The organism is Psychrobacillus sp. FSL K6-4615, from assembly GCF_038008225.1.
Lineage (GTDB): Bacteria > Bacillota > Bacilli > Bacillales_A > Planococcaceae > Psychrobacillus > Psychrobacillus psychrotolerans.
In genome coordinates, this window is record NZ_JBBOYQ010000001.1 from 136,645 (window position 1) to 158,981 (window position 22,337).

21 protein-coding genes are annotated in these 22,337 nt (G+C 36.1%); 18 read left to right on the forward strand and 3 right to left on the reverse strand.

Translation table 11 applies throughout. The features are described from left to right. The first annotated feature begins 258 nt into the window (after positions 1–258). The 4 genes from MKX53_RS00695 (at position 259) to MKX53_RS00710 (ending at position 3,632) form a co-directional block, all read left to right on the forward strand. A complete protein-coding gene (locus MKX53_RS00695) occupies positions 259–705 on the forward strand; it encodes a GNAT family N-acetyltransferase (protein ID WP_093536640.1) in 447 nt (148 codons plus the stop codon). A 15-nt stretch (positions 706–720) separates the two neighbouring features. Then, complete coding sequence (locus MKX53_RS00700; RefSeq protein ID WP_340908334.1) at positions 721–2,025, forward strand: D-serine ammonia-lyase; 1,305 nt, start codon at positions 721–723, stop codon at positions 2,023–2,025. Positions 2,026–2,139: 114 nt separating this feature from the next. Continuing rightward, positions 2,140–2,529, forward strand: coding sequence for a GntR family transcriptional regulator (locus MKX53_RS00705; RefSeq protein WP_340908337.1), 390 nt, complete (start codon positions 2,140–2,142; stop codon positions 2,527–2,529). Beyond that, positions 2,526–3,632, forward strand: a complete 1,107-nt coding sequence (locus tag MKX53_RS00710; protein ID WP_340908338.1) for a DUF1648 domain-containing protein — start codon at positions 2,526–2,528, stop codon at positions 3,630–3,632. The genes MKX53_RS00705 and MKX53_RS00710 overlap by 4 nt, the downstream gene beginning before the upstream one ends. Before the next feature lie 93 nt (positions 3,633–3,725). Here the strand turns inward: MKX53_RS00710 and MKX53_RS00715 are convergent, their stop codons facing one another. Further along, positions 3,726–4,166, reverse strand: coding sequence for a peptidylprolyl isomerase (locus MKX53_RS00715; RefSeq protein WP_093536632.1), 441 nt, complete (start codon positions 4,164–4,166; stop codon positions 3,726–3,728). 286 nt (positions 4,167–4,452) lie between these two features. Between MKX53_RS00715 and MKX53_RS00720 the strand changes: the two genes are divergently transcribed. The 4 genes from MKX53_RS00720 to nhaC all read left to right on the forward strand — a co-directional run bounded on the left by MKX53_RS00720 (position 4,453) and on the right by nhaC (position 9,719). Further along, positions 4,453–6,678 (forward strand): S-layer homology domain-containing protein, encoded by a 2,226-nt coding sequence (locus tag MKX53_RS00720; RefSeq protein WP_340908341.1) that lies wholly within the window; start codon positions 4,453–4,455, stop codon positions 6,676–6,678. A gap of 187 nt (positions 6,679–6,865) precedes the next feature. Beyond that, positions 6,866–7,060, forward strand: coding sequence for a YwbE family protein (locus MKX53_RS00725; RefSeq protein WP_093536628.1), 195 nt, complete (start codon positions 6,866–6,868; stop codon positions 7,058–7,060). 29 nt (positions 7,061–7,089) lie between these two features. Beyond that, the gene (locus tag MKX53_RS00730; RefSeq protein WP_093536626.1) at positions 7,090–8,187 is read left to right on the forward strand and encodes an amidohydrolase; all 1,098 of its coding nucleotides are present in this window, start codon (positions 7,090–7,092) and stop codon (positions 8,185–8,187) included. A 128-nt stretch (positions 8,188–8,315) separates the two neighbouring features. Next, positions 8,316–9,719: a Na+/H+ antiporter NhaC gene (gene nhaC / locus MKX53_RS00735; protein ID WP_340913193.1), complete on the forward strand. Its 1,404-nt coding sequence runs from the start codon at positions 8,316–8,318 to the stop codon at positions 9,717–9,719. A 289-nt stretch (positions 9,720–10,008) separates the two neighbouring features. Here the strand turns inward: nhaC and MKX53_RS00740 are convergent, their stop codons facing one another. After that, entirely contained in the window at positions 10,009–11,256 is a 1,248-nt protein-coding gene (locus MKX53_RS00740; protein ID WP_340908342.1) for a hypothetical protein, read from the reverse strand. Between the two features lie 89 nt (positions 11,257–11,345). Between MKX53_RS00740 and MKX53_RS00745 the strand changes: the two genes are divergently transcribed. The 9 genes from MKX53_RS00745 (at position 11,346) to MKX53_RS00785 (ending at position 20,625) form a co-directional block, all read left to right on the forward strand. Then, complete coding sequence (locus MKX53_RS00745; RefSeq protein ID WP_340908345.1) at positions 11,346–12,458, forward strand: mandelate racemase/muconate lactonizing enzyme family protein; 1,113 nt, start codon at positions 11,346–11,348, stop codon at positions 12,456–12,458. A 14-nt stretch (positions 12,459–12,472) separates the two neighbouring features. Beyond that, positions 12,473–13,162 carry a GNAT family N-acetyltransferase gene (locus tag MKX53_RS00750; protein WP_340908347.1) on the forward strand — a complete coding sequence of 230 codons (690 nt, stop codon included), beginning with the start codon at positions 12,473–12,475 and terminating at the stop codon, positions 13,160–13,162. A 196-nt stretch (positions 13,163–13,358) separates the two neighbouring features. Continuing rightward, a complete protein-coding gene (locus MKX53_RS00755; RefSeq protein WP_340908349.1) occupies positions 13,359–14,585 on the forward strand; it encodes an MFS transporter in 1,227 nt (408 codons plus the stop codon). Between the two features lie 103 nt (positions 14,586–14,688). Continuing rightward, entirely contained in the window at positions 14,689–16,347 is a 1,659-nt protein-coding gene (locus MKX53_RS00760; RefSeq protein WP_340767913.1) for a hypothetical protein, read from the forward strand. A 72-nt stretch (positions 16,348–16,419) separates the two neighbouring features. Further along, positions 16,420–17,259 (forward strand): MerR family transcriptional regulator, encoded by an 840-nt coding sequence (locus tag MKX53_RS00765; protein WP_175496229.1) that lies wholly within the window; start codon positions 16,420–16,422, stop codon positions 17,257–17,259. A 66-nt stretch (positions 17,260–17,325) separates the two neighbouring features. Further along, positions 17,326–18,513: an MFS transporter gene (locus MKX53_RS00770; protein WP_340761128.1), complete on the forward strand. Its 1,188-nt coding sequence runs from the start codon at positions 17,326–17,328 to the stop codon at positions 18,511–18,513. A 120-nt stretch (positions 18,514–18,633) separates the two neighbouring features. Next, on the forward strand, positions 18,634–19,455 hold the full coding sequence (locus MKX53_RS00775) for a squalene/phytoene synthase family protein (RefSeq protein ID WP_093536610.1): 822 nt from the start codon (positions 18,634–18,636) through the stop codon (positions 19,453–19,455). Positions 19,456–19,530: 75 nt separating this feature from the next. After that, the gene (locus MKX53_RS00780) at positions 19,531–20,037 is read left to right on the forward strand and encodes a ferritin (protein WP_093536608.1); all 507 of its coding nucleotides are present in this window, start codon (positions 19,531–19,533) and stop codon (positions 20,035–20,037) included. Between the two features lie 162 nt (positions 20,038–20,199). Continuing rightward, positions 20,200–20,625, forward strand: coding sequence for a GatB/YqeY domain-containing protein (locus MKX53_RS00785; protein WP_093536606.1), 426 nt, complete (start codon positions 20,200–20,202; stop codon positions 20,623–20,625). Positions 20,626–20,776: 151 nt separating this feature from the next. On the opposite strand, the gene MKX53_RS00790 is transcribed toward MKX53_RS00785, so the two are convergent. Then, a complete protein-coding gene (locus MKX53_RS00790; RefSeq protein ID WP_340908351.1) occupies positions 20,777–21,970 on the reverse strand; it encodes a class I SAM-dependent rRNA methyltransferase in 1,194 nt (397 codons plus the stop codon). Between the two features lie 110 nt (positions 21,971–22,080). Between MKX53_RS00790 and MKX53_RS00795 the strand changes: the two genes are divergently transcribed. After that, the gene (locus MKX53_RS00795; RefSeq protein ID WP_340908353.1) at positions 22,081–22,314 is read left to right on the forward strand and encodes a hypothetical protein; all 234 of its coding nucleotides are present in this window, start codon (positions 22,081–22,083) and stop codon (positions 22,312–22,314) included. The last annotated feature ends 23 nt before the right edge of the window (positions 22,315–22,337 follow it).

Genomic DNA, 22,337 nt, shown 5'->3' on the forward strand with positions numbered 1-22,337 from the left:
CATCGTCTCACTCCTCTGGTTAATTTAATATAGGGACGTTAATGTTCCTCATAAGTTTTGCCATAAGCAAACGATACATTGATTTTACTTGCTTCAACAGGCTCAGCAAAATAAACCCCGGTTATAAATGACGTCTACTAAGCAGGACAGTATAAAGCATGGATGATGGTAATATATTAAACATATAGAGGGGATTTGCCTTCCTATATAGAAAGTAACAAAGAGTTCATTTTTCAAAAATAGAATGGAGGAACGTATATGTCAATCGAAGTGAAAAATATTTCAGATTTGAACGCAGTCAACGTATCCAAACTAATTCAAGAAAGTGAAAAGGAAGGGTATCGTTTTGTATCCAGATTAGCTTCCGAATATGAAGACGGGACACATCGCTTCAGCGAACAAGGAGAGGCAATTTATGGAGCGTGGGATGAAGATGAACTGGTAGCACTAGGTGGATTGTTTAAAAATACTGCTAGTGAAGCTGACAACTCCGCAAGACTATATCGATTTTATACATTACCTGAGCATCGTCGAAAGGGTATAGGAAGCGAACTGTTGAAAGTGGTTTCTGAAAATGCCAAAGGTCACTTTAAGGAAATAACAACTAAAACAGAGTCCGCAAAGGCAGATTCATTTTACCGTGCTAACGGGTTTAAATTTGACGAGCGATCTCCGGATACTACGCATGTGTTGAGCTTAGAATAGAAAGGGTTTACAACGATGAATAACCAGCAATTAGAAATGAAATTTCCCTTAATCTCCAAGATGCAAAGGAAAGAAGAAATAATATGGTTTAATCCAAATAAAATAGATTCAGAAGAGGCATTAAAAAATGTTTCTGTTACTGCTGAAATGATTCAAGATGCAAGCGATCGTTTAGATCGCTTTGCATCTTATTTATGTATTGCTTTTCCAGAAACAGCAAAAGCAAAGGGGATTATTGAGTCTCCACTTGTGAAAATTCCTACAATGGAATCTTCCATAAAAAAATTCTTTCATACAGAGTTTGATGGAGAATTGCTGTTAAAATGTGATAATGCCTTACCAATTTCAGGATCTATAAAGGCCCGTGGTGGTATTTATGAGGTGCTTAAAATTGCAGAGCAACTTGCGATGCGAGAAGGTTTATTGGAAGAAACAGATGATTATGCTATTCTCTCAACCAATAGATTTAGAAAGTTTTTCTCAAATTACTCGATTGCAGTAGGTTCTACTGGAAATCTTGGACTAAGCATAGGAATAATTAGTGCCAAATTAGGATTTCGAGTAACTGTGCATATGTCTAGTGATGCGAAACAATGGAAAAAGGATATGCTTCGTTCAAAAGGTGTAACGGTTGTAGAGTATGACTTTGACTATAGTATTGCGGTGATGGAAGGTAGGAAACAGGCGGAGAAAGATTCAAAGTGCTTTTTTATCGATGACGAAAATTCCATCGATTTATTTGTCGGATATGCTGTTGCAGCAAGTAGGTTGAAAACTCAACTAGAACAAATGCAAATCATTGTCGACGCCGAACATCCACTTTTCGTATATTTGCCTTGTGGAGTTGGTGGTGGGCCGGGAGGAGTGGCGTTTGGACTAAAACTAATATTCGGGGACTATGTGCAATGCTTTTTTGCAGAGCCTACGAACTCCCCTTGCATGCTACTTGGTTTAATGACCGGATTACATGAAAATATTTCAGTAGCTGATATCGGCCTTGATAACAAAACAGTTGCAGATGGACTGGCTGTAGGTCGACCATCAGGGTTTGTAGGAAAAACGCTGGAGCAGCTCATAAGTGGAAGCTTCACGATTAAAGATAAAACACTTTATGAGCTTTTAGCTTTATTGGCTGACACAGAAAATATTCTATTAGAACCGTCTGCACTTGCGGGCATGACAGGACCAATTCATTTAACAACACAAGGAGTACCCTTGAAAAAAACTACTCATATAGTTTGGGCAACTGGCGGAGGAATGGTTCCTTCTCAGGAAATGCAGATCTATTATGAAATAGGAAAACAATATCTTTTGAACTAAATATTAATCCTACTTAGATGTATAAGTAGGATTTTTTTTATTGTTGTTTGCTCTACTATATATAGAACAAATGTGTTATGCTATAAATAGAACAAAATAAGGGAGGGCGACTTCATGTTTATTGAAATAGAATCTAATTCTGATGTCCCCATCTATTTGCAGCTGGCACACCAACTTATGGAAGGCATAGTACGAGGCGAGTTGAAGCCAGGTGACTCGCTACCGTCTGTAAGAGCGTTTGCGAGTGATCTTGGGATGAATATGCATACAGTAAATAAGACATATCACTATCTAGAGGAAAAAGAGTTTATACAAATAGTGGCAAAATCAGGTGTAATTATTCGACCAAGTGGTATTCCGGAGGCAACAGAGGAAGAAAAGCAAAAACTTGAAGCTCAGCTACGACCAATTATTACAGAGGGATTAGTTCGAAAGCTCTCAGAAGAAGAACTAGTAGAGATGGTACGCAAGCTCGTACAGAATATTGAGGAGGGGAAAGAATGATTATTGCACTCTTTGGATTCATCCTATTATTTATAACTATTTTACAAGCATTTATGCCGAAATTTCTAAAGCCAACAGAAGCATTTGGCGTGTATATACCAGATAGTCATACGAAAGATTCAGTGGTGATAAAATTAAAAAATACGTATACGACGGTTGTACTAACGTTCGGAATGATTATTTTTGGGGTCTATCTCTGGTGGGCTTTAACTCAAAATCCGGCAGAAGAAACGTTAGCTTTAGTGAGTATAGGAGTTCAGTTTACAACGTTGTTTGTGAGCATTGGCTATTATTTTATGATGCATCTTCGAATGAAAAGACTAAAAGAAACACAAGGGTGGTTAATAGGGAAAAGTGAAGTGAGAGTAGTAGATGTAAAGTTTCAGGAAAAGCTCAAACTAATACCCCGTGTACTCTTTATCATTCCTATGTTTGTTACTATAGGTTTAATCATATATACATTTATGAAATATGACCAAATGCCAGAGATGATTCCTACTCACTGGGGACCTACAGGAGAAGCAGACGCGTTCAGCGAAAAAACATATTTCAGTGTAGTTGCACTGCCACTTATTTTACTTGTGATGCAAGGTATGTTCCTTATGATGAGTGAAGGTATGAAATTTTCGGGAGCTCGCCTTAATCCAGCCAATAAAAAAGCTTCACTTGTGCAGCAACTAGCATTTCGAAAATATACGAGTTTGTTAGCGCTCTTTATCACTATTGGAATAACGCTTATGATGGGATATTTTCACTTGCAGACGATTCATCCCGAGATATCCTCATCTCTTATCATGTGGGCTCTCCCTCTAACTTTCTTAATACTAACATTTGCAGTTGTTGGCATTTATGCAATTAAAGTAGGACAAAGTGGATCTCGATTAAAAGTAGAAGAAAACAGTCCAGCCATAGAAAACAAGATAGCTGTTGACGAGGACCGATATTGGAAGGGCGGGATGTTTTACATGAACAAAAACGATCCAAGTATTATGGTAGAAAAGCGATTTGGTGTAGGTTGGACTTTAAATTTTGCTCATCCTATAAGTTGGATTGTTTTACTCATGCCTCTTCTACTTATATTCGGCATATCATTTTTATTATAAGAAAAAGCAGCTCCCCAATTATTGGGGAGCTGCTTTTTGCTTGTTTCAAGAAAGAGTATGCTTTGCGCTGCAAAGCGGCGTCTTTCAGTTTTCTTATTCAGCGTCGAAAACTTCTACTTTTTCCATTTTAGCGCCATTTTTCATAGCCTTTGCTACTTCAAGTCCACTTGTAACTTGACCGAAAACAGTATGAACACCATCTAAATGTGGTTGAGGTGCGTGTACGATAAAGAATTGGCTAGAACCAGTGTCTTTACCAGCATGTGCCATTGAAAGGCTTCCTGCTTGGTGTTTGTGTGGGTTTCCAGCTGTTTCACATTTAATGTTTTTGCCGCTACCGCCCATACCTGTACCAGTTGGGTCTCCACCTTGACTTACGAAACCAGGAATTACACGGTGGAATACTACTCCGTTATAGAATTCGCTGTTTGCTAACTCTTCAAAGTTTGCAACTGTGTTTGGTGCCTCATTTGGGAATAGATCAAATTCAATTTTTTCACCAGAATCCATTAAGATATAACCTTTTTTTGTCATTTAAAACACTCCTTTTTCGTTTAAATCCTTCATTAGTATAGCATGTACCTAAGTCAATTTCCAAAAACAGAGACTGTAGAAGAGTTTCGTATGTTTTTAAAAAGAATTAGCCTATTGTTGTCAAAATTTTTACCAACTAATAATTGTTTTACAGATAAAGGTTATTTAGCACTCCTGTCGAATTAGTTAATTGAAAGAATCTTTATAAAAATATAAATATTCTATTTATAATTACCAAAATTTGCTTTACAATATAATTATTACCTAAAAAGGGGGACTATTTAAATTGAAGAAGATAGGGATTATATTAACTGCATCTGCTTTATCGATTGGGATGTTTTCATCTGCTGTTAGTGCAGCGAGTACAGTTACTGTAGGAGGACAACCAGTAAATGTGGTAGCACAGGTGAATTCAACAGAAAAGGTTGTTACTAAGGAAGACTTACTTAAAAAGTTTCGCTCTGCTTTTCCAGGGTTTTTTGACTTTGTGAATGCAAGTGATTTTCATATGAGTTCATATGATTATCCGGAGAGGGAGGAAACAAATTATCAGATGTCTTTCAATAAGTTGCAGAATGGGAAGGATACTTATGGGAATATATCGTTTTATGGAGAAGATTTAGAGGTAGAATCCTTCAGCTATGAGCCGATTAGAACTCCAGACTCTTTGTTTCCAGCCAAGGTTTCTAAAGAAGAAGCTAAAAAAGTGGCAACTGACTTCGTTAAGAAGTTTCTTAAAGCTGGGAATTACAAATTAAATGAAGAAAATAATGATTACTTTTATTACTCAAAACAAATATTAACTAGTCCTATTAGTTATTCTTTTTCTTTCAATCGTATGAAGGATGATGTTGCGATTGCTGATCAACTTATAACTGTAACAGTTCTTGGAAACGGAGACATTGTCAATTTTTATAATTCAGCAATAACTAAATCTCCTACTTTTGACGATGTAAAAAAGGTGAAAGATCAAAAGGACGCATTCGAAAAAATTAAAGAAAATCTTACCGCGAGGCTACAATATCAAGTTAACACCAACTATGAAACTGGGAAAAATGATGTGAAGCTGGTTTATGTGCCTGATGTTCTGAGTGTTAGTGCTGTTACGGGTGAATGGTTTAACGGTAAAGAATTTTTAGTGGAACAACCAACTAAAAAGGAATATGAAAGGGTTACTAACTCGGCATTGCCAGTCAGGAAAAATGGAATGACGAAGGAAGAGGCAAAGAAAGCAGCAGAAAAGTTATTACAAGTAAAGTCTGACAAGGTCAAGTTGAGTATTCAATCAGTAGAAGAAGTAAAAAATAGTTATGGGCAAGAAGTAATAAGTATTCAATATATGTATAACTACGCTAATGGAGGAAGTGGATCCTCATTAGAATTTGATAAGAAAACTGGGGAGTTGCTTCAGTATCATAATGTACAAAATAGTATGATGATTGAACTGAACGGTACTAAGGAGGAAGTTGCTCCTATTTCTAAAGAAGAGGCGATTGCTCAAGCGGTCAAGTACTTAAAGGAATTAGTGCCATCTTATCTTCATGAATATGCTATGCCTTTAGAGGACAGTTATGTCGATGACGCAAGGGGGAATTACTACTTAAACTTCCCTCGTATAGTAAATGGGGTAATGGTTAGTGGGGATCAAATTAGTGTAAGTATTTATAAGGACGGCTCTTTGGAAAATCTAAGTGTAAGCAGGCCACAAATTGAAGAATGGCCGACATTGGATAAAGTTATTTCTTTAAAAGAAGTGGAGAATACGTTGAGTAAAGCATTAAGTCTAAAAATGAGTTATATGAAGGGAAATCACAAGAAAGAAAATAGTCATTATGATTTAATATACTCTCCGTTATTCAATGAAACTGCCTTTAATGTGTTAGATGCCAATTCTGGGAAATGGATTAATCAATACAATATTGAAGTGACACCTGAGGTTTCTCATGCAACAGCAGCAGAAGAGCTGAACTATTTAATTAAGGCAAAGGTATTGACGGTGAATGATCCAAAAACCTTTAACGGGGATGCAGCTGTGTCTAAAGGGGAAGCAATCAAGATCATGATGAATTCTTTAACGTATATTTATGAGACAAACATTAGAGAGTCAGAGAGTATGAAGCAATCTTTTACAAACATTAACTCCAAACATGCTTCCTATCAAGCTGTTGAGCGTGCAGTAGAAGCGGGTATTTTAAAAACAGATCAAAAGACCTTTGATGTAAATAATCCTGTTACTAAAGAAGAGCTAGCCGTATGGTATATTCGAGCACTAGGTCTTGAGCAAGCAGCTATACAAAAAAATATTTTTAAAAACGAATTTACTGATGGCAAAAAAGTTACGGAGGCAAATATTGGTTATGTGATTTTGGCAAACTCACTTGGATTAGTAAAGGCAGAAAAAAATCATTTTAACCCCAAAAAAGAAATAACATATGCAGATTTAGCGGTGTCCTCAATCCGCTTAGCTCATGAAATCTCCAATAAGGGAAGAGATTTCAGATACAGTTATTAAATCATAGAAATATAAATAAAATTAGAGGGTCATGACAACCAGTCATGACCCTCTATATTGCTACGTTAAAATAACTGGTTAAGGAAAGAATTAGATTAGGATTTACACCTTCAATGTCACACTTTAATTTTCAAAATACTGAAACTAGATCATGAAAGTGGTACGATAAAAAAAGAGGTGAATTCAAATGAATGGACAGAATAGAAAAGACGTTAAACCTGGCATAGAAGTGTATATCGTATTAAAAAAAGATCAACGATCAGGAGAGAAAACGAAAGGGATCGTAAAAGATTTATTGACGAATTCTTCCTTTCATCCGCATGGCATAAAAGTTCGCTTAACAGATGGACAAATAGGACGAGTTTGTGAAATCATAGGATAAATTATAAGGTGAAAAGGAGTGTAGTTGAAGTGCAAGTAGAATCTCAAATTTTACAGTGGTTTAACCACTTTCATCAATATCCAGAAGTGAGCTGGAAGGAATACGAAACGACGAATAAACTTGCTGAAATTCTGGATAGTTTGGGTATTTCCTATCGTAGATTTGATGATGTAACTGGATTGCTAGCGGAAATCGGGGAAGGGTCAGAAGTAATTGCGGTTCGAGCTGATATTGATGCTCTCTGGCAAGAAGTGGATGGAGAGTTACGTGCCAATCATTCCTGTGGACATGATGCCAATATGTCTATGGTGTTGGGAGCATTATTGTTACTAAAGGATAAAAAGTTGAATAAACGAATCCGCTTCATCTTTCAACCGGCAGAAGAGAAAGGTAATGGAGCAAATTCGATGATTGACCGTGGGGCCTTGACGGATGTAACACATCTATTTGGTGTGCATTTACGACCAATTGAGGAACTTCCTTTTGGAAAAGTTTCACCAGCTATACACCATGGTGCGGCATTATTTGTAGAAGGTAAGATAAAAGGAATAGATGCACATGGCGCTAGACCTCATCAAGGCAATAATGCCATTGATGTAGTAATGGCCATTCATCAAGCATTGAAAAACATTTACTTTTCCCCATTCGAATCATATTCTGCGAAGCTAACAAAAATTCAAGCAGGCGGAGAAAATGCGAATATCATTCCGGGAAATGCTACGTTTTCTATCGATGTGAGAGCAGCGAGTAATAGTGTTTTGTTTCAACTAAAAGATCAGATAGATAAAGATTTGAATACAATTCAACAATTATTTGATATAAAGATCGAGTGGGAATTTCAAGATATTACACCAGGTGCTGAAGTATCGAAGGAGGCCGCAGCAATTTCAAAACAAGCGATAATGGAAGTTATAGGTATGGAAAATTTAGCAGAAGAAGTAATTACTTCAGGAAGCGATGATTTCCACTTTTATACTATTAGACATCCAGAAGTAAAAGCCGCAATGATTGGTATTGGTGCGGATTTGACACCAGGATTACATCACCCCAATATGACCTTTAACAAAGATGCATTAATAATAGGTGCAAAAGTAATAGAGAAAACGCTTTCAAATAGTGCAAAATAATATTGACTAGTGTTTCGTTTCGATTTAATATTACTCTATTAACGACTATTAAACGTCAATTTAGAATTGTCTCAAAGTTGTAAGGGGGAAATATTTTGCCAGAAAAGAAAGTAGTAAGTAAAAAAGAGATGTCTTTACTTTGGGCTCTTACACCATTAGTTATTATGATACTGACTATGATTATAACAATTATTAAATTAGATCAGGGGCCCCATATTCCATTAATCGTTGGAACCACAGTTGCAGCAATTGTTGCATGGAAGCATGGATATAAATGGTCTGATATTGAGGAAATGATGTACAAAGGTATTAAATTAGCATTACCAGCAGTAGTTATTATTATTTTGGTAGGACTGATCATTGGTGCTTGGATTGGTGGAGGAGTAGTCGCTACAATGATTTTTTATGGTTTGAAAATTATTACTCCTGCTTTCTTCTTAGTGACAATATGTGTAATTTGCGCCATTGTTTCTCTAGCCATCGGTAGTTCATGGTCTACTATGGGAACTATTGGTGTTGCAGGAATGGGAATTGGTCTTAGTATGGGAATTCCGGCTGGAATGATTGCTGGAGCTGTAATTTCAGGAGCATACTTTGGGGACAAGATGTCGCCATTATCTGATACAACAAACCTTGCTGCGGGATTAACGGGCACAGATCTTTTTGTACATATTAAACATATGTTTTATACGACAATACCAGGAATTTTAATAGCTCTTGGTGTATATGCTTTCCTTGGAAATAGATATAAATCTAGTAATATCGACCAAGAAGGTATTAACCAAACAATATCTATGTTAGATCAAAGCTTCGTCATTTCGCCATGGTTATTACTAGTTCCACTTGCGGTAATAGTATTAGTTGCGCTTAAAGTACCAGCTATACCAGCATTGCTTGTTGGGATTTTATTGGGCTTTTTATCTCAAATACTTATCCAAGGCGGCAATGTTGCAGATGCAGTTGGAGCATTGCAGAGTGGGTATGTAATCGATACTGGGAATGCGATGGTAGACGAATTGTTTAACCGTGGTGGCTTAGATTCGATGATGTATACAGTTTCCATGACGATTGTTGCGATGACTTTCGGTGGGATACTGGAATACTCAGGAATGCTTCAATCCATTATGAGTCAAATCTTAAAATTTGCTAAATCAGCAGGATCGCTTATCGCATCTACAATTGTTGCATGTTTCGCGACGAATGCAACTTGCTCAGAGCAATACATTTCTATCGTTGTGCCAGCTCGTATGTTTTCGAAGTCATACACAAAAATGGGATTACATTCTAAAAACCTATCACGGGCTTTAGAAGATGGAGGTACACTTACTTCGGTCTTTGTTCCTTGGAATACGTGTGGAGTGTTTATCTTAGCGACATTAGGTGTTGGGGTAGCGGAGTATGCAGCATTTGCCGTTTTAAACTTTATCGTACCAATTATTTCTATTATCTATGCCATGACTGGCTTTACGATTCAAAAAATATCAGAGGCTGAGAAGTTAGAGATATTGAGTAAAGAAACTGCAGAAGCATAATTCGAAAATGTGCAAGCATTGAATAGAAAAAGGGAGTTCTTATTAGAACTCCCTTTTTTGATGGAAGGCAAACGCTATAAAATTACCGAAAAGAAATGTCGGTCATGATGATAGTCATGATTAGCTTCAAGAAAAGTAACCTGGTAATCATATAGAAATAAATCTGTCTGTCCAAAGCACTTCGGAAATAATAATTTTGTTCTTAAAGGACCGGGAATCTTTTTCCTGGTTTTTCATAGAAATTCTATTACAAGATATTGATTGATATTGCGATGCAGATGTCGAGTTTCTAGCTGTAGGTTGGAAAGTTTAGCTCGTATATAGCGCGTGGTCGGCCTTGTTGATAGGTCATCTCTTCCCCTATGATCTGTGCATACCCATGGTCTGTAAGTTTTTTTAAGATACGTTCAGTGGTTCTTCTACTAACTTGTAAATAGACTTCTAGATCATATGCAGTAAACTCGGTGGACTTTCTTAGACGACTAAATTTTACTACTTTGGACAAGTTTGCTGGGCTTAATGTTGTTTGTTTCGCTATTTGCACAAGTAGTGGATCACTATTTTTCAGTTCTACCTGTCTATTGCTGTTCGGAAACGGTCCGAGTAATTCCTTGGAATCCGTTAATAAGTAAGCTGTATTATCAGTAGTATAAGATAGGGCGTCCTTTGCATTTTGAGTAGCTTCTATAACTGTTTTTCCATAGCCGAAAGCGATTTTAATGGGTGAAGAAGATGAACTCAACCAGGAATTAATCATGGAATTATTGTTTAAAGCTTCTTCCACATTACCTTGAGTTGAAAATAAGCTATATAAATTGTCTGCTTCTTTTACGGTGTTAGCTTGAATGGCTGCTGCAATCTGTTTTACTTTGTCTTCTGAAATGGCCTGACTTTTACTTGTTTGAATATAACCAATGGCTATTTTGGCTGACTGACTTTTGAATAGAAGGGCAAGTGATTTTGTATCCTCTAATCCCTTAATGATAGAGCTTTTTGGATCAATCATTCGAACGACAGACAAACCGTTGTCCCTTAATCTTTGATAAACTGCGTGAATACTAGTTATGGCTAATAAGGAGGATCCATTTATCTGCAAGTTTGTGTGGAATGCTACTATTTCCTCTAAGTCAAAGGAGGTATCAATTTTCATCAAAAAGGGTGTTTCATTGAACTGCCCAATATCCTCTAAAACACTCATTGCACTTGCTGGATCGATTATATCAATTGATAATTTATGTATGGCAGTTGGATGAGTAAAGCTAAGTGATAGTAGAGTAGTAGTGATAACGCTTTCATCTTGTTTCAAATAAAAAGATGGAATTGGTAGTTTTAAAACAGACTCTTGCGCGCAGTAAAATGGAAATGATCCTGAAAAAAATACGGCATCACAAGGTTTTATAATTGATACTATATCCTTTGCATCAGAAGGTATATTATATGTATAATAATCCATTCTAATGGATGGAAGTTCATGTTCAAAACTTCTTAAACGTTTGATGAAATTGGCCGATCCTAGTACAGCAATGCGTGTAATCATTGGGTCACCTCTTTTTTAGGTTTTTAACGACTATTTAACGACAACTATATCGAATTACATTCATGATGTAAAGAAAGTAGGAATTTATAATGAAAATAAAAGAAATAGATATTTACGCAATTAGATTACCTTTAATAGATCCATTTATAATAAGTTATCATACCTACGATGATATGCCATCTATTATTGTTAAGCTAACGACAGATACAGGATTAGTAGGATACGGAGAAGCAGTTGCAGATGAGCATGTGACAGGGGAAACTTGGGAAAGTACATATGCATTACTGAAATCTACATTAGCACCAGCTATTATTGGAGAAAATCCTATGGAGTTTGAACGTTTACATGAAAAAATGGACAAGGCCGTTTATCTGGCTCCTGCAGCAAAAGCAGCGATAGACATTGCTTGCTACGATTTAGTAGGAAAAAAACTTGGTGTTCCTGTTTACCAATTACTAGGGGGGCGTTACCACGAAAAGTTTCCTGTCACACATGTTTTAAGTATTGGAAAACCAGATGATATGGCAGAAGAAGCTGAGAGAAGGATAAAAGAAGGGTATTCCTCTTTTAAAATGAAGGTCGGGACAGACGTACAGGTTGATGTAAAACGTATTCAGGCAGTACGGGCTAAAGTTGGAGAAGAGGTTGCCATTCGTGTAGATGTAAATCAGGGTTGGAAAAATAGTGCTACTACCATTATGGCAATGCAAAAGTTAGAAAAGGAAGGACTAGATTGGTTAGAGCAACCGGTAGTAGCGGATGACTTCAATGGAATGGTAGAAGTGAAGGCTAAAACGAGTACTCCTCTGATGATGGACGAAGGCTTACGAAACCTTCGTGATATGCGTGAGCTAATCGAAAAACAGGCTGCGCATAAAGTGAATATTAAACTGATGAAGTGCGGTGGGATTTACCCAGCGATGAAATTAGCTCATATGGCGGAAATGGCAGGTATCGATTGCCAAATCGGTTCCATGGTTGAATCTTCTATTGGATCTTCAGCAGGATTCCACGTTGCATTTTCTAAAAAAGTATTTACTAGTGTAGAACTAACTGGTCCTTTAAAATTCTCTAAGGATGTTGGGAACTTACACTATGATGTTCCATTTATACAGTTAAATGAACGCCCTGGACTAGGAATTGATATAGATGAAGAAATACTAAAGGAGTTAACTGAGTTCTCCACAAAAGTAACAATGTAAGAGGAAGTGTTCGCATGAAGGAATGGAAAGGTAAACTTGGAGAGAAAGAATATATTGTTCGTAAGTTAAAGCCCGATCATATGGATAGTATTTTGCGTTTACAGCATATCGTTTTACAAACGATGGAAAATGATAATTTCCTCTCTCCACTAACAAAAGAAGAATATGAGTACTCCATAGCACATAACTTAATGATTGGAGCATTTGTAGACAATAAGTTAATTGCATTTAGAGCTTTGGCGTTACCACCAATGGATGATGATCATCTAGGTATTGATATTGGTCTGTCCTCGGAGAAACTGGGGAAGGTCGTTTATCAGGAAATTACGAATGTTCACCCAGACTATCGAGGATTTGGTATGCAAAAGAAACTTGGCGTTATCATTATGGAAATCCTAGACGCTTCAACTTATACACATGTCTGTGCAACAGTTGCACCATTTAATATTCCTAGCTTAAAAGACAAACTTAGCCAAGGAATGGTAATAGGCGCCTTAAAAAAGAAATACGGAGGCATGCTGCGATACGTATTTTATAAAAAAATTCATGTGAATCGTGCCAGTGGAGAAAGGTTATTAGAAATTCCTATGGATGCGATTGAGAAACAGCAGCAGGTTATTGCGGATGGTTGGATTGGTACAGCTATTTTTCAAAAAGAAAACAAATGGTATGTAAACTATGAAGAAAAAGGGACATATATTTAAATCCAAACCACTTAGTGATTAATCTCACTGAGTGGTTTTTTCTGTATACAATATGATCAATTCACGAAAAGCTATTTACAATCTATCAGTTGCTTCCGTCAAATGTATGAGAAAGACTCAAGACCAATGACTGAACCAAATAGCAGAATTTTCAATTATAGTGAAATAATAAGAATAAGTTAAGGGGTGGTTCAAAATGAAAAACTTATATAAAGACTCCCGCTTTCGACTCATTATATCAGCTAATATTGCTTCTTCTATTGGTTCAGGAATAACGATGATTGCGATACCATGGATGCTTGTATCAAGTGATGATGGTAATAAGGTTTTTGGATTTATAACAATTGGTATGACGATATTGAGTTTTATCCTCACACCATTTATAGGGAATCTAGTGGATAAAGTATCTCGAAAGAAATTACTAATTTTTAGTGAAATCGTATGTTTTGTTCTACTGTTTATATTTTCTCTGCTAGGCTTTATGGGCTTACCATATGAAATTTGGCATTATACGATTATCTATATGATTGGTAGTTTGTATTACACTATTTTTTATCCGACGATGTTTGCTCTAAATCAAGAGATATTTACGAAGGATCATTATAAATCTTTAAATGGAACGATGGAAGTCCAAGGACAACTATCTAGTATGATTGCGGGTGGTTTAGCTAGTATCTTGTTGATGAAATGGGAACTGCATTATATTCTGTTACTAAACACGGTATCTTATGGTGCTGCTATTTTCTTTTATTTGAAGTTACCGTATGTGAGATTACCAACTATAAAAACGGAGGTTGTTAAATCACAGGTAAGTGAAGGAATTAGGTATATGTTGGCTCGTCCTGCTGTATTTATATTTTTATTGTTTTCTTTCATGCCTTTTATCGGAGTGATGCTTACAAATTACTTATTTCCTGTCTATTTAGTGGATGTACTTGAGGCAGATGCGAGTGTTTATGGAATTGAAGGAATGATCTACGCAATAGGAGCAGTAATTGCTGGTGTTTTCGTACCGACATTATCCAGTAAGTTTGGAAATGAAAAGACGATCATTTTTGGGATATTGGTATATACGATAGCCATATCCTTAATAGTCTTCGTGGATTTACCAGTATACCTATCGCTTATGTTATTTTTGGCAATAGGAAATAGTAGCACAAGGGTTGCTAGAAACTCTTTCTTAATGGACCATATTCCCAACAATATAATAGGGAGAGTAGATAGTTTGTTTCGTACATTAGGTCTTTTAATCAGAATTCTCTTATTAGCACTATTTACTGAAATGGTGTCCTCAGACCTCATCGTTTATTGTTTTATCGTGCTAAGTGGGATATTAATGGTTTCTTTGTCATTAGTACTTATATCGTTGAAAAAGGGTGTTAAAGAAAAGGAAATAAATTGTCCAGTTATAGCAAATACTTAGCGAGGTAGTGCAAGTTGGTTGCTATACTCTTGCGTCTTTTTTGAAACCATTTCCCATCTCGTCCGTAAAATAACTATGAACAAAAAAGAGAGGGATTGAGAAAATGACCAGTGTATTTATTATTTCGGCAGTTGCAGCTATAATTACCGCATTATTAGTTGTTCCGTTAACAGCTAAAAGAAAAGATATGGTAACTTCCATTATTGGTCTGTCTATATTAACTTTTATCGTACTAGCGATTATATATTATGTAACGAACTTAGATCGTAATTGGACAGCGTTATGGCCGTTACTAGTTATTACAACATTAGCAGGAATGTTGTTAGCTAAAGGAAAAGAGCAAAAAGCAAAAGGTATTCTGTTTTTAGGAAGCTTAGTAATCGCAATTTTCATGCTGACGGCGCCTTTTTGGAATGCTGATGAAAAATTTAAAGTAGCAGAAATGAAACAAGAGGTGGAAATTGAAGCATTTGATGAAACGAAGACACCTGCTAGTGTACCACCAAAATTTGCACGCAATAAAATGAAAAAAGCTTTTGGTCAAGTACCAAATACAAGCTATTATGAATTAGGTAATTTACAAATTCAAAAGGTAAAAGATGAGTACGTATATATTGCTCCAGTAGAATTTTCTGGACTATTCAAATGGTGGAATGGAGACGTAACACCGGGTTATTTTACAATGAGTGCAACAGATTCATCGGATAATCCAAAATTTGTAGAAGCAGAAATGAGCTATACACCGTCTTCTTACTTCCATAAAAATTTGGAAAGACATATGCGTATGAAACATCCAACTAAAATTTTCTACGGTGCACCTCAGTTAGAAATTGACGAGGAAGGAAAACCATATTACATCAGATCTTACGGTAGCTTCATCTCAGCACGAAATGGATTTGAGGTAAAAGGTATCGTTGCGGTAGATCCTGCTACAGGACAGACGGATTCCTATAAAATTGCAGATGTCCCGGCATTTATAGACGGCGCTGTATCACCTGAAACGGTGAGTCTACAAAATAGTTATTTTGGTAACTATATACATGGATTTATCAATAGTCTATTTGGTAAAAAAGATGTGAGATTACCATCAGATGAAGGAACAGAAGCAAATGTTAGTCCAATCTTCGGAGAAGACGGACAAATGTATTACTTCACAGACTTTACCAGTCCAAAAGAGGGAGTAGACTCGATGCTTGGTTACTCATTAACCGATGGTAGAACAGGCGAGGCTACGTTTTATACAGGAAATCTAGAAGACTCATATATGGATTCTCAAGGGGCATTACAAATTATCGAAAAGAAATTCATTGAGAAAAAATGGTCTGGCGAGATGCCCGTATTGTACAACTTTTACGGAGAAGCTAGTTGGTTAACACCAGTGTTAGACTCTAATGGGTTTTTGCAAAATTACTTTATAGTATCAGCAGCAAATCCTGAGATATCTGTTTACGGAAATACGCCAAATGAAGCGCTAAAACTATATAAAACAGCTATTCAACGTGGTGGAAGTTCGGTAGATGGTAGCTCCGATGCAGAAGAGAAATCGATAACTGGTACGGTTGTACGTGTATTTAAAGAACGTGTAGGCGACTTTACGCAAGTATCGTTCCTATTAGATGACAAACAAAGTTATATCGTATCTTCCGAAGTAGCTCCCCTTGCCGTTTATATGCAAGAAGGAGATAAAGTACAAGTAACTTTCTTAAATACAGGAGAACTTTTCTTGCCAGTAAAAGAGGTAACGATTCAAGGAATTGAATAGTATATAAATGAAAGCTATCCTAGATTAAATAGGATAGCTTTTATTAGAGCTTAATAAACGGAGGAAATGATTTTGAAAGTTCATTACTTAACGATAGGGGAAGTAGCAAAGCTAAGCAATATATCGGTTCAAACTTTACGATACTATGATCAGATTAATTTGTTTAAACCTTTCGAGATAAATACGAGCAATAATTATAGGTATTATCAAAATACGCAATTATATTATTTAGACATTATTAAATCATTAAAGTACCTTGGATTATCGCTAGAAGAGGTTAAATCAGTTTTAAAGTTAAAGCCTGAAGAACTAGTTATATATTTAGAAAACCAAGAGAAAAGAATTGAGGAACAATTTCAAAGGCTCCATAATACGAAGCGGGTATTACAGCGCAAAAAAGAGCAAATACAATCTTTCGTGCTGGAACCAAATATGATGACGGTTAGCAAAAAGAACTTACCGGCACAAAAAATAGTGAAGATTAAAACCTATAATATGAAGGTCGATGATATTCCAAATAGGGAGTTTGGTCGTATTAGTAAAGTGTTAGAAGACGAAGGTAGCATATTTGATACATTGTATGGTGGAGCGTTTTCCTTCCAAAAATATGAATTCTTAAATGATATTAACTATGATTATTTTTTTGCATATATCGTAACGGATAAGGATTTTGAAGAAAAATATGAAGATGTGGAAATTAGTGTGTTACCTGCTGGAGAATACCTTAGCATTTCATTTGTTTTGGAAGACAATGAATATGTGGAATGCTACCAAAAGTTAATCGACTATATAGAGAAACACCAAGTAGTAATAGATCCCATTGTATATGACGTGTGGATGCCGATAAATTATTCGGCTTCCAAGGAAGATGAATTTTTAGTAGAACTCAAAATACCTATTCAAACTACTTGACCCTATAGTTACTATAGGGTTTATTTTTATTTATATGCTGAGTAAGAATTATAAGGAGTTTTAAAGATGGGTTCGCAAAAAAGTGGTTTAAATAAAGTAATTTATCTAGTTTTAGTAAATTTGTTTATTGTATTTTTAGGTATAGGATTAATTATTCCAGTGATGCCAACATTAATGCGTGAGATGAGCTTAGAAGGCTCTACGATGGGCTATTTAGTTGCGGCTTTTGCATTTGCACAGTTGTTAGTCTCTCCAATTGCAGGTAGATGGGTAGATTCGATTGGTCGTAAAAAGATGATTGTCATTGGTATGTTCATATTTGGGGCATCGGAAATGCTCTTCGGTCTTGGACAAGACGTGAAGGTATTGTATATGTCTAGAATATTGGGAGGAATTAGTGCGGCATTCATCATGCCAGCTGTAACGGCTTTTGTTGCCGATGTTACTACCTTAAGGGAAAGACCAAAAGCGATGGGCTATGTGGCTGCAGCAATCAGTGCTGGATTTATCATCGGGCCAGGAATCGGCGGATTCTTAGCGGAACATGGAACGAGACTTCCCTTTTTTGTTGCTGCAGGTCTTGGAATTTTAGGTGGAGTATTTTCACTTATTATTTTGAAGGAGCCTGAAAGAGCTCATATAGAAAGCGAAGGAGAACCAGTTAAACCACGTTTTCGTAAAGTATTGGAACCAATTTATTTGATACCGATGATTATCATTTTAGTATCTAGCTTTGGCTTAGCGGCATTTGAAACAGTGTATTCGCTTTTTGTAGATCACAAATACGGATTTACACCAAAGGATATTGCGTTAATCATTACGGTAAGTGGCGTTCTAGGAATTATATTCCAAGTGCTAACTTTCGATCGTATTGTAGGGAAAATAGGAGAAATTCGGTTGATTCAAATTTGTATAGGTGTATCAACGATTTTCATTTTTGCCATGATAAAGGTTTCTGCCTACTGGTCTATATTGCTCGTAACTTTTGTGATTTTCTTGCTGTTCGACTTAATGAGACCAGCGCTGACAACTTATCTATCCAAAATTGCTGGTAATGATCAAGGCTTTGTTGGAGGACTAAACTCTACGTTTACGAGTATAGGTAATATTATTGGTCCAAGTATTGCAGGTATACTGTTTGACGTGCATATTGATTATCCATATGTATTAGCAATGGTCATACTAGCGATTAGCTTTGTAATTTCATTGTTTTGGAAGAAACAAAAGCCAGTTTTTAAAGAAACAGCTGAATAAAGCTACTGTGGCTTTTAGCATTGTAATCATCAAAATGGGAGTCATTTTATCTTTTAGTAAAAATCCTATACAATAGAGTATATAGGATTTAACGTGAATCATTGAAACGGAGGACTAGTCGTGCATGATGTAGCAAAGTTACAAAAAGAAGCGATGGACATGCTAAAGAAAACAAGTAGAACTTTTTATATTCCAATTACTTTTTTAGAATCTAAACTGAAAAAGGCGGTTGCCTCTGCTTATTTATGTATGCGTGCGATAGATGAGATTGAAGATCATGAGTCATTAGGTGCACAAGAGAAACAAGAACTGTTACTTGCTACTAGCAAGATGCTTAAAAATGGGTTTGATAAGAAGCTATATGAACAGCTAGTTGAACCATTTCAGGAAATTCTTCCACCTGTATCGTTAAGACTTGGCGACTGGCTAGAAATTTGCCCGGATGATTTAGTAGAAAAAGTAAAAGATTCAACGAGTGAGATGGCAGAAGGAATGGCTAAATGGGTAGGTAAGAACTGGCAAGTGAAGACGAAAGAAGACCTCGATGAGTATACCTACTACGTAGCTGGTCTTGTGGGAGTGATGCTTTCGGATTTATGGAAGTGGAGCGCAGACATTGACACAGACCGTGATTTAGCAATTGCATATGGACGAGGACTCCAAGCAGTGAATATATTGCGAAACAAAGATGAAGATAGCGAACGAGGTGTACAATTCTTCCCAGAAGGTTGGACAAGAGCGGATATGTTCGAGTATGCGGAAAGTAATTTAGCTCAAGCTGATGAGTATATCAAGAGTATCGACAGTAAAAGTATATTGTTATTCTGCAAACTACCTCTTGCACTTGCACACAAAACACTAAAAGCACTGAAGAGCGGGAAAGAAAAAATGACTCGATCGGAAGTAGAGCAAACTGTTGAGGAAGTACAAGCAGAGGTGTAAGGTCGTATTTAAAATGTATAAAGCTGTATACTAAAAGATGAAATGAAATATTTCTACTATGAGAGGAGTTTTACTATGTTATCAAAAAAATTACATGAAGCATTAAACGATCAAATGAACTTTGAGTTTTATTCTGCACATACATACCTTGCAGCAGCTGCATATTGTACGGCTGAAGCATACGATGGATTTGCTAATTTCTTTTTAGTTCAGGCAGAAGAAGAACGTTTCCATGCCATGAAATTTTATAACTTTTTAAGTGATTTGGGATACCGAGCTACAATTGATGGTTTTGACAAACCGGGTAATGAATTTACTTCGACTTTAGATGTTTTTGAGACTTCCTTAAAACATGAAAAAGAAGTGACGCGTCGTATTTATCATCTTTCTGATATTGCATTAGATGAGCGTGAACATGCAACGATGGCATTCTTAAAATGGTTCATTGATGAGCAAGTGGAGGAAGAGGCTTCATTTGATACACTGATTAATAAAATTAAACGCATTGAAAATGATTCCAATGCTATGTTTATGTTGGATTCTGAGCTAGCATCCAGATCATTCACACCAGACGAAGCTTAATAAGTAGCTTCGAGAGTTGGTTCTTAGTCTAATATAACGTTATTAAAAGGCTCTAATATTCTGAAGTTTACTTCGGTTATTTGGAGCTTTTCTTCCATAAAAGTAGAGTTCTTTTTGAGAGGTTTAAGTTATATATCAAAAGATAAAGGGAGGAATAAAAGAATGCTGAAAACAATTGTATTCGACCAAATAAAACGCGCGATGAAAGAAAAAGATGTGCTAGCAAAGGGAGTATTAACTATTCTCAAGTCTGCGTTAGATAGTGCAGAAAAAGAAAAAGGTTCTGCCCTTTCGCCCGAAGAAGAAATTGCTATTGTAAATAGAGAAGTAAAACAAACAAACCAAGCATTAGATGGTGCAAAAGCAGCTAATCGTGAAGATTTAATAGAAAAAGAAAATGCAAAACTAAAATTACTAGCAAGCTTCTTGCCTACCCAATTAAGTGAAGAAGAAATAGTAACACTTTTAACGGAAGCTGGAGTCGTAAAAGGAATGAACATGGGAGATGCCATGAAAATCGCTAAACCAATACTTACAGGAAAAACAGATGGATCCACCATGTCCAAAGTAGTGAAAAGTATAATTTAAAGCGTATCAACGCCATTAGATTACTAAAAAAGAGAGGTTGGTTGTGACGTTCGTCACGACCAACCTCTCTAAAATTCATGGTGAAATTTCTGTTCACAGTACTCGATAGGAAATAAAGAACACTTAACGCTTTTCTTTCCGATGTTCTACCTTACTTTGCTCGTATAAATAGAACTTTTAAGTAATTACCTTCTTTAAAAAGTGGAGAGGTTCTAAAATCGGTTGGAAGAGAGAACTCTTCCTCAACTGTATATTTTCGGTTGCTTTCTTTAAAAGCTTTCTCTACAAATGTTTTGAACTTCTTCATCCCAAACGTGGCATTATTAGTAGAAGCGACAATGACACCATTTTTTTCTGTAATATTAATGGCATCTATAAGCAGTTTAGTATAATCCTTGGCAGAACTAAACGTATACTTTTTAGAACGAGCAAAACTAGGTGGATCGAGAATAACCATATCAAAGGATAATTCTTTACGTTTCGCATACTTGAAGTAATCAAATACATCCATCACAATAATATCTTGTTGTGCTACATCGATTCCATTTACTTCAAATTGTTCCGTCGTCTTACTTAAGCTTCTTTTAGCAAGATCTACACTTGTTGTCTTCGTAGCACCACCAGCTGCAGCAAATACAGAGAAAGCTCCAGTATACGAAAAGGTGTTTAATACCGTTTTCCCTTTTGAATAATTATCTCGAATTGTTTTACGAACATCACGTTGATCTAAAAACACTCCAACCATTGCCCCATCATTTAAGTAAATAGCAAAGTTTTGCCCATTTTCTTTTACAAGAAGAGGGAACTCTCCGCGTTCACCTTTAACAAAATCATCGTCTTCCACATACTGTCCTTTCGTATCAAAACGTTTCTTTTCATAAATACCTTTATAGGGAGTGGAAGCTTCTAGGGCTTCTAAAATGATTTCTTTAAAGGAATAAATTCCCTCGCTATACCAGCTGACTAAATAGTATCCATCAAAATAGTCAATGATTAAACCACCGATACCGTCTCCTTCCCCATTAAATACACGAAAGGCTGTTGTATCGGTATTATGATAATAGTCGTCACGGTGTTTAATCGCCGTAGCTATTTTTTTTTGGAAAAATGACTGATCAATTTTCTCGTTTTCATTTTTTGTTAGTATCCAGCCAAGTCCTTTGTTTTGTTTTCCAACATAGCCTTTTCCGATAAACTGGCCAGCAGCATTTTGAATTTTTAGTATAGATCCTTCTTCAAGAGACTCTGGTTCCAGGAAACCGTCTTTCATCAATATCGGAACACCTTTTTGTAATTCTTGAGCAAGTGTTTCAGTTACTTTAATATCGAATTCATTTTGTGTCATTTTATTCATCCTTATATGTTTTTTATATATTATCTCATACGTCTTGGTAAAAACCCTTGATAGTCTTATGGTACAATATACTATACATGCGCAGAGGAAGGAAGTTTGCAATGAAAAAGTCAAAATTAATCCCACCAATTATGATTGTTGTGGCGGTGCTCGCAACTATTATTTTAAACCAAGAAGAATATTCGGAAGTAACCATTATAAACAAAATACTTATTATTGTAGGAGCAGCTGTTTTATCTTCCGTAATTGGTTATTTCCTGCTAGGAACAGACGTAGATAAAGTGGATCCAAAACCAACTAATAACATAGTAAATAAAACTAATAAGAAAAAATAGAGGCTTTACTTTCTCAAAAATGA

Coding starts and splice junctions, on each gene's coding strand:
- MKX53_RS00695 (WP_093536640.1), top strand. CDS start 259: ATGTCAATCGAAGTGAAAAATATTTCAGATTTGAACGCAGTCAACGTA.
- MKX53_RS00700 (WP_340908334.1), top strand. CDS start 721: ATGAATAACCAGCAATTAGAAATGAAATTTCCCTTAATCTCCAAGATG.
- MKX53_RS00705 (WP_340908337.1), top strand. CDS start 2,140: ATGTTTATTGAAATAGAATCTAATTCTGATGTCCCCATCTATTTGCAG.
- MKX53_RS00710 (WP_340908338.1), top strand. CDS start 2,526: ATGATTATTGCACTCTTTGGATTCATCCTATTATTTATAACTATTTTA.
- MKX53_RS00715 (WP_093536632.1), bottom strand. CDS start 4,166: ATGACAAAAAAAGGTTATATCTTAATGGATTCTGGTGAAAAAATTGAA.
- MKX53_RS00725 (WP_093536628.1), top strand. CDS start 6,866: ATGAATGGACAGAATAGAAAAGACGTTAAACCTGGCATAGAAGTGTAT.
- nhaC (WP_340913193.1), top strand. CDS start 8,316: ATGTCTTTACTTTGGGCTCTTACACCATTAGTTATTATGATACTGACT.
- MKX53_RS00740 (WP_340908342.1), bottom strand. CDS start 11,256: ATGATTACACGCATTGCTGTACTAGGATCGGCCAATTTCATCAAACGT.
- MKX53_RS00745 (WP_340908345.1), top strand. CDS start 11,346: ATGAAAATAAAAGAAATAGATATTTACGCAATTAGATTACCTTTAATA.
- MKX53_RS00750 (WP_340908347.1), top strand. CDS start 12,473: ATGAAGGAATGGAAAGGTAAACTTGGAGAGAAAGAATATATTGTTCGT.
- MKX53_RS00755 (WP_340908349.1), top strand. CDS start 13,359: ATGAAAAACTTATATAAAGACTCCCGCTTTCGACTCATTATATCAGCT.
- MKX53_RS00760 (WP_340767913.1), top strand. CDS start 14,689: ATGACCAGTGTATTTATTATTTCGGCAGTTGCAGCTATAATTACCGCA.
- MKX53_RS00770 (WP_340761128.1), top strand. CDS start 17,326: ATGGGTTCGCAAAAAAGTGGTTTAAATAAAGTAATTTATCTAGTTTTA.
- MKX53_RS00780 (WP_093536608.1), top strand. CDS start 19,531: ATGTTATCAAAAAAATTACATGAAGCATTAAACGATCAAATGAACTTT.
- MKX53_RS00785 (WP_093536606.1), top strand. CDS start 20,200: ATGCTGAAAACAATTGTATTCGACCAAATAAAACGCGCGATGAAAGAA.
- MKX53_RS00790 (WP_340908351.1), bottom strand. CDS start 21,970: ATGACACAAAATGAATTCGATATTAAAGTAACTGAAACACTTGCTCAA.
- MKX53_RS00795 (WP_340908353.1), top strand. CDS start 22,081: ATGAAAAAGTCAAAATTAATCCCACCAATTATGATTGTTGTGGCGGTG.